The following is a 12,129-nucleotide window of genomic DNA, read 5'->3' as shown; positions in this document are numbered from 1 at the left end:
AAAGCAATAAAAAAGGCGATCCATCCGGATCGCCTTTTTTGTGCCTGCCGGTTACTCAATGAACAGTCAGCACAACCCCCACCCGCGTCAGCCACTCGGCCTCAAGTGCGAAATCCGCCTGAGTCAGCTGGTTTTCATCCAGCCAGTTCTCCGGGAATTCCACATCGAGGTTGTCGCCATTGGCGTGCAGCGCAACCTGCGGCATGGTCTGGGTGCCGCGAATGTGATGGAACAGGATCGCAAAGCGCAGCAGCACGCACAGGCGGATCAGCTTGTCGCCGTCGTCGCCGAACTCGGCAAACTTGTCCTTGGGGATGTTGCGGCGGTGGCCGCGCACCAGCAGGGCGAGCATTTGCTGGTCTTCGCGGGAGAAACCGGCCAGGTCCGAGTGCTCGATCAGGTAGGCGCCGTGCTTGTGGTATTGGTAGTGAGCGATGTCGAGCCCGACTTCGTGCACTTTCGCCGCCCAGCCCAGCAGTTCGCGCCAGATACCATCGTCCAGCTGCCAATCGACAGCCACTTGATCGAAGGCGTGCAGGGCTTTGCGCTCGACGCGTACGGCCTGTTCCAGGTCGACGTGGTAGCGCTCCATCAGCGAGGTCAGGGTGCGTTCGCGCACGTCTTCGTGATGATGGCGGCCGAGCAGGTCGTAGAGTACGCCTTCGCGCAGCGCGCCTTCGCAGTGATCCATACGTTGCAGTTCGAGGGCGTCGAAGATCGCTTCAAGAATCGCTAAACCTGCAGGGAAGATCGCGCGGCGATCCGGCTTGATGCCTTCGAAATCGATCTTGTCGACATCGCCGAGCTTGAACAGGCGACGCTTGAGCCACGCCAGGCCTTCGGCGTTCACTTCGCCGGTGCCATGTCCGCCGGCCTTCAGCGCCAGGCCGATGGCGCGGATGGTGCCCGAGGAGCCGATGGCTTCATCCCAGGTCAGGCGGTGCAGGGCGTGTTCGATGCTCATGATTTCCAGCCGCGCCGCCGTGTAGGCCTGGGCGTAGCGTGCCGGGGTGATCTTGCCGTCCTTGAAGTAGCGCTGGGTGAAACTCACGCAGCCCATTTGCAGGCTTTCGCGCAACAACGGCTCGAAGCGCTGGCCGATGATGAATTCGGTACTGCCGCCGCCGATGTCGGCGACCAGGCGTTTGCCCGGAGTGTCGGCGAGGGTGTGAGAGACGCCGAGGTAGATCAGGCGCGCCTCTTCACGGCCGGAGATGACTTCCACCGGGTGGCCGAGGATTTCTTCGGCACGACGGATGAATTCGCCACGGTTGCGCGCCTCGCGCAGAGCGTTGGTGCCGACGATCCGCACGGCGCCCAGCGGCATACCGTTGATCAGTTGGGCAAAACGCTTGAGGCAATCAAGCCCGCGCTGCATGGATTCTTCGTTGAGATGGCGCTCTTCGTCGATGCCGGCGGCCAGCTGAACCTTCTCCCCGAGACGTTCGAGAATACGGATTTCGCCGTTCTGGGCCTTGGCCACGACCATGTGGAAGCTGTTGGAGCCCAGGTCGATCGCGGCGATCAGGGACAGATTCTTGGCTTGGGATTGCGGCATGGTCTGGGGGTCTCGGTCGATAACCTCGACATCGTGCCACGATCAAACGCTGCCGCCAACGCGCATGGTACAAACCCTTGATTTAGCGCACTGACGGCCTGCTTTCAGCCTGCGACTTCCACGGTTCCGATGAAATTCGCCAGTTCCGGCGTCTGCGGATCGGCAAACAACACCTTCGGGTCGCCCACCTCGTGCACCTTGCCCTGGTGCATGAACACCAGTTTGTCCCCAACCTCCCGGGCGAAGCGCATTTCGTGGGTGACCATGATCAGCGTCATGCCTTCCTTCGCGAGCTGGCGGACCACGCTGAGCACTTCGTTGACCAGTTCCGGGTCCAGCGCGGAGGTGATCTCGTCGCACAGCAGCACCTTGGGCGACATCGCCAGCGCCCGGGCAATCGCCACACGCTGTTGCTGGCCGCCCGAGAGGCGTTCCGGGAAGGCGTCGAACTTTTCGCCGAGGCCAACGCGCTCAAGCATCTGCCGCGCCAGTTCCGCAGCCTTGGCCTTGGGCACTTTCTGCACCACCTGCGGCGCGAGCATCACGTTTTCGCCCACCGTCAGGTGCGGGAACAGGTTGAACTGCTGGAACACCATCCCGACTTTCTGCCGCAGGCTGCGCAGATCGGCGCGGGCGGCGTCGAGGTATTCGCCGTCGACTTCGATCACGCCGTCGTTGATCGATTCCAGGCCGTTGAGGGTGCGCAGCAGGGTGGATTTGCCCGAACCGCTGCGGCCGATGATCGCCACGACCTGGCCTTCCTCGACGCTCAGGTCGATGCCTTTGAGCACGTGGTGATCGCCGTAGTATTTATGCAGGGCGGAAATTCTAAGCAGAGGCATGCAGTCTCCTTTCCAGGTAGCGCGCACTGAGGGACAAGGGGTAGCAGAGCAGGAAGTAGCCGGCGGCGACGAGGCCGTAGACCATGAACGGTTCGAAGGTGGCGTTGGCGAGCATGCCGCCGGTCTTGGTCAATTCGGTGAAGCCGATGATCGAGGTCACGGCGGTGCCTTTGACCACCTGCACCGAGAAGCCCACGGTCGGCGCCACGGCGATGCGCAGCGCTTGCGGCAGGATCACGTAGCGCAATTGCTCCAGCGGATTCAGCGCCAGGCTCGACGAAGCTTCCCACTGGCCATTGGGAATCGCCTCGACGCAACCGCGCCAGATCTCCGCCAGATAGGCGCTGGTGAACAGCGTCAGGGCAATGGCCGCCGCCATCCACGGCGAAATCTCCACCCCGGCCAGCGCCACGCCGAAGAACACCAGAAACAGCTGCATCAACAGCGGCGTGCCCTGGAACAGTTCGATCCAGGTGCGGGCGATGCTGCTGGGCAGGGTGTTTTTCGAGATGCGCATGACCAGGATCAGCAACCCGACAATCCCGCCGCCAATGAACGCCACCAGCGACAACGCCAGCGTCCATTGCAGGCCGGTGAGCAGGTTGCGCAGGATGTCCCAGAACGTGAAGTCGCTCATTGGCTGCTCCTTGCGCTGCTTTTCGACAGGTAACGCCGACCGAACCAGTTCAGTAACTGGCGGATCAGCAGCGCCATGCACAGATAAATGAGGGTGGTCAGGGCATAGGTTTCAAAGGCGCGGAAGTTGCGCGACTGAATAAAGTTGGCGGCGAAGCTCAACTCCTCGGTGGCGATCTGCGAACACACCGCCGAACCGAGCATGACGATGATGATCTGGCTGCTCAGGGCCGGCCAGACCTTGCCCAGTGCCGGCAGCAGCACCACGTGGCGGAACGCTTCGAAACGGCTCATCGCCAGCGCAGCAGCGGCCTCCAGCTGTCCGCGCGGAATCGCCTGGATACCCGCGCGGATGATCTCGGTCGAGTACGCACCGAGGTTGATCACCATCGCCAGCACCGCCGCCTGCCACTCGGAGATCTGCACGCCAAGGGACGGCAGACCGAAGAAGATGAAGAACAGCTGCACCAGGAACGGCGTGTTGCGGATCAGCTCGACGTATACGCCGAAGATTGTCGAGAACGGGCGGATGTTCCACGCCCGTACCAGCGCCCCGACAATACCCACACCAACCCCGAACAGCGCGCCGATGGCTGTCAGCTCAAGGGTGAACAGCGCCCCGCGCAGCAGCAGGTCGGTGTTTTCCACCACCGGCAAGAAATCGAACTGATAGGCCATGAAAGTCTCCCGCGTTGCCGGTCAGAGGTCGGCCGGCAGCGGCTCTTTGAGCCAGGTCTGCGCGTTCTTTTCCAGCGCGCCGTCAGCCTTGGCGGTGGCCAGGATCTCGTTGACCTTGCCCAGCAGCGCCGGTTCGTTCTTGTTCACGCCGACGTAGACCGGCGAATCCTTGAGCTTCACTTTCAGCGCCGGGACGCGTTTCGGGCTCTTTTCGCTGATCGCGACCATGACCACGTTGCCGCTGGCGATCAGGTCGACCTGGCCGGCGAGGTAGGCGGCGATGGTCGAGTTGTTGTCTTCGAAGCGCTTGATGGTCACGCCTTCGGGGGCGACCTTGGTCAGCTCGATGTCTTCGATGGCGCCACGGGTGACGCTGATGGTCTTGCCCTTGAGGTCGTCCAGGGTGCTGACGGCTGCCTCCGGCGGGCCGAACACGGCGAGGTAGAACGGCGCATAGGCGCGGGAGAAATCGATGACCTTCTCGCGCTCGGGGTTCTTGCCGAGGCTGGAAATCACCAGGTCGACCTTGCCGGTGGTCAGGAACGGGATGCGGTTTGTGCTGTTGACCGGGGTCAGTTCGAGTTTGACCTTGAGCTGGTCGGCCAGCAGTTTCGCAGTATCGATGTCCAGGCCGCGCGGCTTCATGTCCGGGCCGACCGAGCCGAAGGGCGGGAAGTCCTGAGGCACGGCGACTTTCAAGGTGCCGCGTTTGACCACGTCGTCCAGACCGTCGGCATGGGCGGGGGCCTGGCTCAGCATCAGACCGGCAAACAGGGCGGCGAGGAGGGCGCTGTAACGCTTCGTCATGGACAATCTCCGGATCGGCGGGAAGTGAATTCTGCGATCGGACAGAGCATGGGCCGTGCCAAGACAGCGGTTTGGCTGCGCAAAGCCACGGGTTTAGCGGGTTTGTTCGGTCTTACTGGTCTGAACAGTCAGGTTGGATTTCGCACTGCGATAGCGCATCGGCGTGCGCCGTCGAACCCCGCTGGGGCATGACTTGCCTGACGCCTCGAATAGCTTTACAACTGGCCGCACCTTGGCCTGGTCCGACTGGAAAACCATGAACTCGATCTCCCGCGCCGTACCCGAAGTGGCGCTGCAAGCGATCCGCAAACTGATTACCGAGCAGGGTTTCGGCCCCGGTGATGCGCTGCCCTCGCAGCGGGATCTGGCGGTGCAGTTGGGGGTCAGTCGGGCGTCGTTGCGCGAGGCGTTGTCGTCCTTGAGTGCGCTGGGGGTGGTCAGCATCCAGCCGGGCAAGGGCGTGTTCGTGCAGTCGCCGGTGGAGTTGCCGCGCGGGGAGGGCGCGCCGGCCTGGCCGTTTGCAGCCCAGGCCTCGCCGCTGGAGATCTTCCAGTTGCGCTATGCACTGGAGGGGTTCGCGGCCGGGCTGGCGGCGGTGACGCTGAGCACGTTTGATCTGGATGAACTGGAAGACAACGTCGCCGCCATGCGTGAGCAACTGCGCGCCGGCGACTTCGAGGCCGCGGCGAAACTGGATTTCGAATTCCACCGGCGGATCCTGCGGGCCAGCGGCAATCAGGCGATGCTGAGCATCCTCACCGCCAGCGCCGACATCTTTCTGGAGAGCCAGAAGCTACCGTTCATCCGCGCCGAACGGGCCATGGAAACCTGGCAGGAACACCGCAAGATCCTCCGCGCCCTGGCGCGTCGGGCCTCCGCTGCCGCCCAGAAAGCCATGCAGGAGCACGTGCGCAACGCGGCGCTGCGCACCGGAATTGCCTTCATCGCCCCCGCCAGCGCGTGACTTGAGCTATACCCAAACTCATCGAGTGCCATAGCAAGACTCAATCATCTGCAGCTTCCTGAACAAGGGAAGGGCGGCTATGATGGGCCACGTTTTTTTGCTTACAACCTGGAGAATTCCATGAGCAGCGATCTGATCAAACACGTTAGCGACGCTAGCTTCGAAGCCGACGTACTCAAGGCCGAAGGCGCTGTCCTGGTCGACTACTGGGCTGAATGGTGCGGCCCTTGCAAAATGATCGCTCCGGTTCTGGACGAGATTGCAGAGACTTACAAAGGCAAGCTGACCGTTGCCAAGCTGAACATCGACGAAAACCAGGAAACCCCGGCCAAGCACGGCGTACGTGGTATTCCGACGCTGATGCTGTTCAAGAACGGCAACGTGGAAGCGACCAAGGTCGGCGCTCTGTCGAAGTCGCAACTGGCTGCTTTCCTCGACGCCAACATCTAAGCGTCGCGGTAAAGATTGTCCTCAAAAAGCCCCGCAAATCGCGGGGCTTTTTGCGTATTCAGGGCTAGACGCTCCGAAACTCAGGTGATACATTCGGCCCCGCACTGGTTTCTCCACTGCCCCCTGCTAGCCGTCGCCGACGCACTCCTTTTCGAACAAGTACGCGATCCTGTCGCCTTCTCCGCGGCGCGGCCTCATTAAGCCAAAAGCTTAATTTCCCCCCCTCCATAAATGATTACGTCATTCCTATATGAATCTGACTGAACTCAAGCAAAAGCCGATTACCGAACTGCTCGAATTGGCCGAACAGATGGGCATAGAAAATATGGCCCGTTCGCGCAAGCAGGACGTGATTTTCTCCCTGCTGAAAAAGCACGCGAAAAGCGGTGAGGAAATCTCCGGTGATGGCGTGCTGGAGATTCTCCAGGACGGCTTCGGCTTCCTGCGCTCCGCTGACGCTTCCTACCTCGCCGGCCCTGACGACATCTACGTCTCGCCGAGCCAGATCCGCCGTTTCAACCTGCGCACCGGTGACACCATCGTTGGCAAGATCCGGCCGCCAAAGGAAGGCGAGCGTTACTTCGCCCTGCTCAAGGTCGACACGATCAACTTCGATCGTCCAGAGAACGCGAAAAACAAGATTCTCTTCGAGAACCTGACCCCGCTGTTCCCGACCGTGCGCATGAAGATGGAAGCCGGCAACGGTTCCACCGAAGACCTGACCGGTCGTGTGATCGACCTGTGCGCCCCGATCGGCAAAGGCCAGCGCGGTCTGATCGTTGCACCGCCGAAAGCCGGTAAGACGATCATGCTGCAGAACATCGCGGCCAACATCGCCCGTAACAACCCTGAAGTTCACCTGATCGTGCTGTTGATCGACGAACGTCCGGAAGAAGTGACCGAAATGCAGCGCACCGTGCGCGGCGAAGTGGTTGCCTCGACCTTCGACGAGCCGCCGACCCGTCACGTACAAGTGGCTGAAATGGTGATCGAAAAGGCCAAGCGCCTGGTCGAACACAAGAAGGACGTGGTGATCCTGCTCGACTCCATCACCCGTCTGGCCCGTGCCTACAACACCGTGATCCCGAGCTCCGGCAAGGTGCTGACCGGTGGTGTCGATGCCCACGCCCTGGAGAAGCCGAAGCGTTTCTTCGGTGCTGCGCGTAACATCGAAGAAGGCGGCTCGCTGACCATTATCGCCACCGCGCTGGTTGAAACCGGCTCGAAGATGGACGAAGTGATCTATGAAGAGTTCAAGGGTACCGGCAACATGGAACTGCCTCTGGATCGCAAGATCGCCGAGAAGCGTGTGTTCCCGGCCATCAACATCAACCGCTCCGGCACCCGCCGCGAAGAGTTGCTGACCGCCGACGACGAACTGCAGCGCATGTGGATCCTGCGCAAGCTGCTGCACCCGATGGACGAAGTAGCTGCCATCGAGTTCCTGGTCGACAAGCTGAAAACGACCAAGACCAACGACGAGTTCTTCCTGTCGATGAAGCGCAAGTAACATCGTCGGTTGAGTCCGGAAGATGGCGCCCTTCAGGGGCGCCATTTTTTTGCCTGATTTTTGTCCGGGCGATCGCAGGTGTGCGATCTGTTAAGGTCCGTGTGCCGGAAAAACAAGAAGCAGCGCCTTGGGCTGTACAAAAAATAACCATCTGATTGGCATTAAAGATTTATGAGCACACTCGCTTATCGAAGGGATATCGACGGCTTGCGCGCAGTCGCTGTGATTGCCGTGGTGCTGTTCCACTTTGGCGTCCCGGGGTTCACCGGTGGATTTGTCGGCGTGGACGTGTTTTTCGTGATTTCCGGCTACCTGATCACCTCGATCATCTGGAACCAGCGCCAGGCCGGGCGTTTCAGCTTCGTCGAGTTCTGGGTCCGACGCGCCCGGCGGATCCTGCCGGCGCTGTTTGCGATGATCATCGCGGTGCTGGCGGTGGGCTGGTTCCTGCTGGCACCCAAGGACTACGAAGAACTCGGGCGCTCGGTGCGCTACCAGGTGACCTTCGTCTCGAACATTCTGTTCATGCGTCAGGATGGCTATTTCGACGTCGCTTCGGATCTCAAGCCGCTGCTGCACACTTGGTCGCTGGCGGTGGAGGAACAGTTCTACATTCTCTTCCCACTGTTGCTGACCCTGCTGTCGAGCCGTCTGAAACACTGGCGGCTGGCGCTGTTCGGCGTGTTGCTGCTGTCCTTCGGGCTGAGCGTGTGGGCGGTCCATCATTACCCGGAAAAGGCGTTCTTTCTGTTGCCGATGCGGGCGTGGGAGCTGCTGGCCGGTGCGATGCTCGCCGTGGCGCCCCGGCATTCGTGGCGCCTCAAACCGATGGCAGCGCAAGGGCTGAGCCTGCTCGGCATGGCGCTGATCCTGCTGGCCGTCTTCGGGTACGACAAAAGCACGCCATTCCCCGGCGCTGCGGCGCTGCTGCCGGTGCTGGGCGTGGTGGCGCTGATCCTGGCCAACGGTCATCGTGAAACATTGATGGGTCAATTGCTGAGCAGTCGGGTGATGGTCGGCCTCGGTCTGATTTCCTATTCATGGTACTTGTGGCACTGGCCGGTGTTCGTGTTTTCCAGCTATGCCAGCGTCGAGGAACCGGGTGCGCAGGACATCGCAGGATTGATCCTGCTGACGCTGGTGCTGGGTTACCTGTCTTGGAAGTTCGTCGAAACGCCGTTCCGCGAGCGTCGCCTGCTCGCCGGACGCCGGCAGGTTCTGCTGGCCGGTTTTTGCGGCATCCTGGTGCTCGGCCTGGCCGGGCAAACCCTGCGCTGGACCGATGGCTTGCCGTCGCGTCTGTCCGAACAGGCGCTGCAATATGCCAGGGGCCACGAGTGGCGGCCGGAGCTGATGGCGTGCCTGACGGACGACAAGGCCCCGGATGACAAGCTGTTCTGCCATTACGGTGTGGAAAGTCTGCCGGCCCAGGCGATGGTCTGGGGTGACAGCCACGCTACGGCACTGATTCCGGTGCTGGAGGACGCTGCGCAAGCCCATGGCGTCAACGTGATCCTCGCCAGCTCTGCCGGTTGTATTCCGGTTGAAGGGCTGGAGCATGACGCAGCCTGTTCGCGTTTCAATCGGCGTGTCGAGCAGGGGTTGAGCGCGCAACGTATCAGCGATGTGGTGCTGGTCGCGCGTTGGAGCCTCTATCTGTATGGCGACGCCAAAGGGGATCTCGACCATGCGCTCAGACAGCCGGATGGTAAGTACGACAGTGCCGTCGCTGAACAACGCCTGGCCGATGGGCTGCGCGCACGGCTTGCTCAATTGCGTGAGGACGGGCATCGGGTCTGGCTGGTGAAAGAGGCGCCGTTGCAGGCGTTCAACCCGCCGTATCGCCTGACACGCCTTGCGATGCTGGGCCATTCGGTGGATGAGGTCGGCCTGGCCATCGGTGAGCATGACAAGCGCCAGGCATTTATCAGCCGGTTGTTCGCCCAACTGGCGCAGGATCCGATGGTGCGGGTGATCGATCCGGCGCCACGGCTGTGTGATGAACACGGTCTGTGTCGCGCCGAACTCGACGGGTATTCGCTGTACAAGGATGACAATCACCTGTCGGAAGTCGGTGCGCGATTCGTGGCGCCGATCCTCGAACCGCTGTTTGTCAGTCTGCAGGCCGGTAAAAATCCGGGTAGCGGCCAGGTGAATGCAGCCAAGTAAGCAGTGACGGGCTGCCAGCGACCGGCATAGCAGGTAGGATGTACGCCTATTTTGAGGGTGCCATCGTCAATGAAATTCAAGGATCTTCGGGATTTCGTGCAGCAGCTTGAGCAGCGCGGAGAGTTGAAACGCATCCAGATTCCCGTCTCGCCGGTGCTGGAGATGACCGAAGTGTGCGACCGCACACTGCGGGCCAAGGGCCCGGCGCTGCTGTTCGAGAAACCGACCGGCTATGACATTCCGGTGCTCGGCAACCTGTTCGGCACGCCCGAGCGGGTCGCCATGGGCATGGGCGCCGAGTCGGTCAGCGAGCTGCGCGAAATCGGCAAGCTGCTGGCGTTCCTCAAGGAGCCGGAGCCGCCGAAGGGCTTGAAGGACGCGTGGTCGAAGCTGCCGATCTTCCGCAAGATCATCGCGATGGCGCCGAAAGTCGTCAAAGACGCCCCGTGCCAGGAAGTGGTCATCGAAGGTGATGACGTCGACTTGGCGATGCTGCCGGTGCAGACCTGCTGGCCGGGCGACGTGGCGCCGCTGATCACCTGGGGCCTGACCGTCACCAAAGGTCCTAACAAGGATCGGCAGAACCTCGGCATCTACCGTCAGCAAGTGATCGGCCGCAACAAGGTCATCATGCGCTGGCTCAGCCACCGTGGCGGCGCGCTGGATTTTCGTGAGTGGTGCGAGAAACATCCGGGCCAGCCATTCCCGGTGTCCGTGGCCCTCGGCGCGGATCCTGCAACCATTCTCGGCGCCGTCACCCCGGTGCCGGACAGCCTCTCCGAATACGCCTTCGCCGGCCTGTTGCGCGATAGCCGCACAGAATTGGTGAAGTGCCGTGGCAACGACCTGCAAGTGCCGGCCACGGCCGAAATCATCCTTGAAGGCGTAATCCATCCGGGCGAGATGGCCGACGAAGGCCCGTACGGCGACCACACTGGTTACTACAACGAAGTCGACAGCTTCCCGGTGTTCACCGTCGAGCGCATCACCCACCGGATCAAACCGATCTACCACAGCACCTACACCGGCCGTCCACCGGATGAACCGGCGATTCTCGGCGTGGCGTTGAACGAAGTGTTTGTGCCGATCCTGCAGAAGCAGTTCCCGGAGATCACCGACTTCTACCTGCCGCCGGAAGGCTGTTCGTACCGCATGGCCGTGGTGACGATGAAGAAGTCGTATCCGGGGCATGCCAAGCGCGTGATGCTGGGTGTCTGGTCGTTTTTGCGACAGTTCATGTACACCAAGTTCGTTATCGTCACCGACGACGATATCAACGCGCGGGACTGGAACGACGTGATCTGGGCCATCACCACGCGCATGGACCCCAAGCGCGACACGGTGATGATCGACAACACGCCGATCGACTACCTCGACTTCGCCTCGCCGGTGTCGGGTCTTGGCTCGAAGATGGGCCTGGACGCCACTCACAAGTGGCCGGGCGAAACCACTCGCGAGTGGGGCCGCGTCATCGTCAAGGATGATGCCGTCACCCAACGGATCGATGCCATCTGGAATCAGTTAGGAATAGATTGATGCGTGTAACCCTGCAGCCCTCCGGAGCGGTGCTCGAGATACGGCCCGGAGAGCGGATTCTCGATGGTGCGCGGCGCCTGGGCTACGAATGCCCGCAAAGCTGCCGCAACGGCAATTGTCACGTGTGCGCAGCGCTGCTGGTGGAAGGCCGGGTCGAACAGGCCGGTAAGGTGCATGACCACGGCGAGTTCTACACTTGCATAGCGGAGCCGCTGGAAGACTGCATCCTGCTGTGGGATGGCGTGCTCGCGCTGGGAGAACTGCCGGTGCGCAGCCTGTCGTGTCAGGTCATCGAATGCCGGGACGTCGGTGGCGATACCTGGCGCGTGCGCCTGCGGGCGCCGGCCGGCAAGCCGCCGCGTTATCACGCGGGCCAGTACCTGATGATCGAGCGCGAGAGCGGCGAGAAGTCAGCCTTTTCCATGGCCTCGGCGCCCCACGGCGGGCGAGACCTGGAAATCCACGTACTGGCGCGTGAAGCCAGTGCCCTGAACCTGATCGAGCAACTGCAGCGCAATTCGATGGTGCGGGTCGAGCTGCCGTTCGGCGACACCCACCTCGCGGAATTGCCCGACGGGCCGCTGGTGCTGATCGCCGCCGGCACTGGCATGGGTCAGATTCACAGTCTGATCGAACATTGCCGGGCCAACGGCTTCAAACATCCGGTGCATTTGTACTGGGGCGTGCGTCGTCCGGAAGATTTCTATGAAATCGAGCATTGGGACGAATGGCTGAAGCTGCCCAACCTGTTCCTGCACAAAGTCGTCAGCGACCAGTGCGGCTGGGAAGGGCGCTGCGGGATGTTGCATGAGGCGGTGTGCGAGGACTTTCCGGATCTGAAACCCTTGCACGTCTATGCCAGTGGTTCGCCGGCGATGGTCTACGGCACTCTGGACGCGCTGGTGGAAGCCGGGATGGATGCCCACCAGATGCGCGCCGATGTGTTTGCGTATGCGCCGCGCTCTTGAGCCGCGCGACT

General features: G+C 61.7%; 11 protein-coding genes. 6 read left to right on the top strand and 5 right to left on the bottom strand.

Annotated elements, in window-relative coordinates; all coding sequences use genetic code 11:
* Nucleotides 1–55 precede the first annotated feature (55 nt).
* The 5 genes from ppx to AC07N4_RS16780 form a co-directional block, all read right to left on the bottom strand.
* Complete coding sequence (gene ppx, locus AC07N4_RS16800) at nucleotides 56–1,558, bottom strand: exopolyphosphatase (RefSeq protein ID WP_493065651.1); 1,503 nt, start codon at nucleotides 1,556–1,558, stop codon at nucleotides 56–58.
* 104 nt (nucleotides 1,559–1,662) lie between these two features.
* Nucleotides 1,663–2,400 carry an amino acid ABC transporter ATP-binding protein gene (locus AC07N4_RS16795; protein WP_249483018.1) on the bottom strand — a complete coding sequence of 246 codons (738 nt, stop codon included), beginning with the start codon at nucleotides 2,398–2,400 and terminating at the stop codon, nucleotides 1,663–1,665.
* Entirely contained in the window at nucleotides 2,387–3,037 is a 651-nt protein-coding gene (locus AC07N4_RS16790) for an amino acid ABC transporter permease (protein ID WP_134828470.1), read from the bottom strand. Before AC07N4_RS16790 ends, AC07N4_RS16795 begins: the two co-directional genes overlap by 14 nt.
* Entirely contained in the window at nucleotides 3,034–3,714 is a 681-nt protein-coding gene (locus AC07N4_RS16785) for an amino acid ABC transporter permease (protein WP_493065652.1), read from the bottom strand. Before AC07N4_RS16785 ends, AC07N4_RS16790 begins: the two co-directional genes overlap by 4 nt.
* A gap of 21 nt (nucleotides 3,715–3,735) precedes the next feature.
* Complete coding sequence (locus tag AC07N4_RS16780) at nucleotides 3,736–4,521, bottom strand: transporter substrate-binding domain-containing protein (protein WP_096817393.1); 786 nt, start codon at nucleotides 4,519–4,521, stop codon at nucleotides 3,736–3,738.
* A 256-nt stretch (nucleotides 4,522–4,777) separates the two neighbouring features.
* Between AC07N4_RS16780 and AC07N4_RS16775 the strand changes: the two genes are divergently transcribed.
* The 6 genes from AC07N4_RS16775 to AC07N4_RS16750 all read left to right on the top strand — a co-directional run bounded on the left by AC07N4_RS16775 (nucleotide 4,778) and on the right by AC07N4_RS16750 (nucleotide 12,118).
* On the top strand, nucleotides 4,778–5,485 hold the full coding sequence (locus AC07N4_RS16775) for a FadR/GntR family transcriptional regulator (protein ID WP_096817395.1): 708 nt from the start codon (nucleotides 4,778–4,780) through the stop codon (nucleotides 5,483–5,485).
* Nucleotides 5,486–5,605: 120 nt separating this feature from the next.
* Nucleotides 5,606–5,935, top strand: coding sequence for a thioredoxin TrxA (gene trxA / locus AC07N4_RS16770; RefSeq protein ID WP_003206727.1), 330 nt, complete (start codon nucleotides 5,606–5,608; stop codon nucleotides 5,933–5,935).
* Between the two features lie 250 nt (nucleotides 5,936–6,185).
* Nucleotides 6,186–7,445 carry a transcription termination factor Rho gene (gene rho, locus AC07N4_RS16765; protein WP_003229334.1) on the top strand — a complete coding sequence of 420 codons (1,260 nt, stop codon included), beginning with the start codon at nucleotides 6,186–6,188 and terminating at the stop codon, nucleotides 7,443–7,445.
* A 171-nt stretch (nucleotides 7,446–7,616) separates the two neighbouring features.
* Nucleotides 7,617–9,614 (top strand): acyltransferase family protein, encoded by a 1,998-nt coding sequence (locus AC07N4_RS16760; RefSeq protein ID WP_493065653.1) that lies wholly within the window; start codon nucleotides 7,617–7,619, stop codon nucleotides 9,612–9,614.
* A gap of 69 nt (nucleotides 9,615–9,683) precedes the next feature.
* Nucleotides 9,684–11,150: a 4-hydroxy-3-polyprenylbenzoate decarboxylase gene (gene ubiD, locus AC07N4_RS16755; protein ID WP_007951823.1), complete on the top strand. Its 1,467-nt coding sequence runs from the start codon at nucleotides 9,684–9,686 to the stop codon at nucleotides 11,148–11,150.
* A complete protein-coding gene (locus tag AC07N4_RS16750) occupies nucleotides 11,150–12,118 on the top strand; it encodes a CDP-6-deoxy-delta-3,4-glucoseen reductase (RefSeq protein WP_096817398.1) in 969 nt (322 codons plus the stop codon). Before ubiD ends, AC07N4_RS16750 begins: the two co-directional genes overlap by 1 nt.
* Nucleotides 12,119–12,129: the final 11 nt, after the last annotated feature.

It is taken from the genome of Pseudomonas sp. GW821-FHT09E04 (genome assembly GCF_059416185.1).
The sequence above is the reverse complement of the archived record's forward strand: the minus strand, read 5'-3'. Positions and strand labels throughout refer to the sequence as shown.

Coding starts and splice junctions, on each gene's coding strand:
- ppx (WP_493065651.1), bottom strand. CDS start 1,558: ATGCCGCAATCCCAAGCCAAGAATCTGTCCCTGATCGCCGCGATCGAC.
- AC07N4_RS16795 (WP_249483018.1), bottom strand. CDS start 2,400: ATGCCTCTGCTTAGAATTTCCGCCCTGCATAAATACTACGGCGATCAC.
- AC07N4_RS16790 (WP_134828470.1), bottom strand. CDS start 3,037: ATGAGCGACTTCACGTTCTGGGACATCCTGCGCAACCTGCTCACCGGC.
- AC07N4_RS16785 (WP_493065652.1), bottom strand. CDS start 3,714: ATGGCCTATCAGTTCGATTTCTTGCCGGTGGTGGAAAACACCGACCTG.
- AC07N4_RS16780 (WP_096817393.1), bottom strand. CDS start 4,521: ATGACGAAGCGTTACAGCGCCCTCCTCGCCGCCCTGTTTGCCGGTCTG.
- AC07N4_RS16775 (WP_096817395.1), top strand. CDS start 4,778: ATGAACTCGATCTCCCGCGCCGTACCCGAAGTGGCGCTGCAAGCGATC.
- trxA (WP_003206727.1), top strand. CDS start 5,606: ATGAGCAGCGATCTGATCAAACACGTTAGCGACGCTAGCTTCGAAGCC.
- rho (WP_003229334.1), top strand. CDS start 6,186: ATGAATCTGACTGAACTCAAGCAAAAGCCGATTACCGAACTGCTCGAA.
- AC07N4_RS16760 (WP_493065653.1), top strand. CDS start 7,617: ATGAGCACACTCGCTTATCGAAGGGATATCGACGGCTTGCGCGCAGTC.
- ubiD (WP_007951823.1), top strand. CDS start 9,684: ATGAAATTCAAGGATCTTCGGGATTTCGTGCAGCAGCTTGAGCAGCGC.
- AC07N4_RS16750 (WP_096817398.1), top strand. CDS start 11,150: ATGCGTGTAACCCTGCAGCCCTCCGGAGCGGTGCTCGAGATACGGCCC.